Annotated in this window: 1 protein-coding gene; it reads left to right on the top strand. The window is 71.2% G+C overall.

Features of this window, described 5'->3' with window-relative positions:
- Positions 1–59: 59 nt before the first annotated feature.
- Positions 60–604: AMP-binding protein (locus tag ACPXCB_RS31555; RefSeq protein ID WP_425879778.1), on the top strand; the 545-nt coding region annotated here is incomplete at its 3' end.

Genomic DNA, 604 nt, shown 5'->3' with positions numbered 1-604 from the left:
CCTTCGACAAACTCGTCGAACACACCCGACCCACCCGCGACCGCCACACCCCACCCCTCATCCAAACCGTCTTCACCACCATGGAAGGCACCGATCCGGCGCCGCTGCACACCGCCACGATGCGGCCGCTGCCGATCGACGAGGGGGTCGCGAAGTTCGACCTGACCGTCCAGGTGCAGGTGGAGCCGGACGCCGTCCGGGTGCTCTTCGACTACGCCTGCGACCTGTACGAGCCCGCGACGATGGCCGAGCTGGCCGACAGCTACCGGGCCCTGGTCGCCGCCGTACTGGCCGAGCCGGACCGGCCGCTGTCCACCGTGGTCGCGGTCACGGCCGCCCAGCGGGAGCGGCTCGCCGGCGCGTTGATCGCCAGCCCGGTTCCGGTCCCGCCCGGTGATCTGGGATGCGTACCCCGGCTGGTAACGGAGACGGCCCGACGCCAGCCTGACGCAGTCGCCGTCGTCGACGGGACGGGCGCAATCACCTACCGCGAACTCGACGAATGGTCCAACCACCTCGCCCACCAACTCCTGCACCACGGCGCCCGACCCGACCACCCCGTCGCCGTCAGCCTCCCACCCGGCACACCCGCCATCACCGCCAT

Origin of the sequence: Micromonospora sp. DT62 (assembly GCF_049847285.1) — a bacterium.
Taxonomy (GTDB): domain Bacteria; phylum Actinomycetota; class Actinomycetes; order Mycobacteriales; family Micromonosporaceae; genus Micromonospora; species Micromonospora reichwaldensis.
The sequence above is the reverse complement of the archived record's forward strand: the minus strand, read 5'-3'. Positions and strand labels throughout refer to the sequence as shown.